This is a genomic window from Streptomyces sp. ADMS (assembly GCF_033441795.1).
Taxonomy (GTDB): Bacteria; Actinomycetota; Actinomycetes; order Streptomycetales; family Streptomycetaceae; genus Streptomyces.
This window is the reverse complement of sequence record NZ_JAVFVX010000449.1, coordinates 1-430: the sequence shown is the minus strand read 5'-3', so window position 1 is coordinate 430 and position 430 is coordinate 1. Positions and strand designations below refer to the sequence as shown.

Genomic DNA, 430 nt, shown 5'->3' with positions numbered 1-430 from the left:
TCCTCGGCCGTGTCGAGTTCGCGCATGGCGATGGCCTCCTGCAGGAGGGCCTTCGAGTCGTGGCCTGCCTGCTCGGCCTGGGCCAGGGTGGCTGCCAGGGCGTCGTTCTTCGTGTTCGTGTCGGGTCGGGTGCTGTTCTCGGGCAGGGCGGCGCGGATGGTGGTCTCATAGGTGCGGCGCTGGGCTTCCGGCAAGGCTCGGCCCTGGTCGCGCAGGGCCTGCATGGGTGCGGCGGCGGCCTGGCGGTAGGCGACGCGCAGGTGCTCGGCGGTCTGACGGGAGGCTTCGGCCTGTTGGGCGTGACCGCGTGCGGAGTGCCAGCGTGCTGCGGCCAACGCCACCAGGACCAGGGTGGACACGAGCATGGCGGTGGTGCCGCCGTCCTCGCCTCGGCCGAGCGCGCTGCCGGCCTGGATGATGCCTCGGGCCG

Annotated in this window: 1 pseudogene; it reads right to left on the bottom strand. The window is 73.0% G+C overall.

From position 1 onward, the window contains the following. Positions 1 to 430 (bottom strand): annotated as a pseudogene (locus RB628_RS41495) (mobilization protein); the annotation flags it as partial.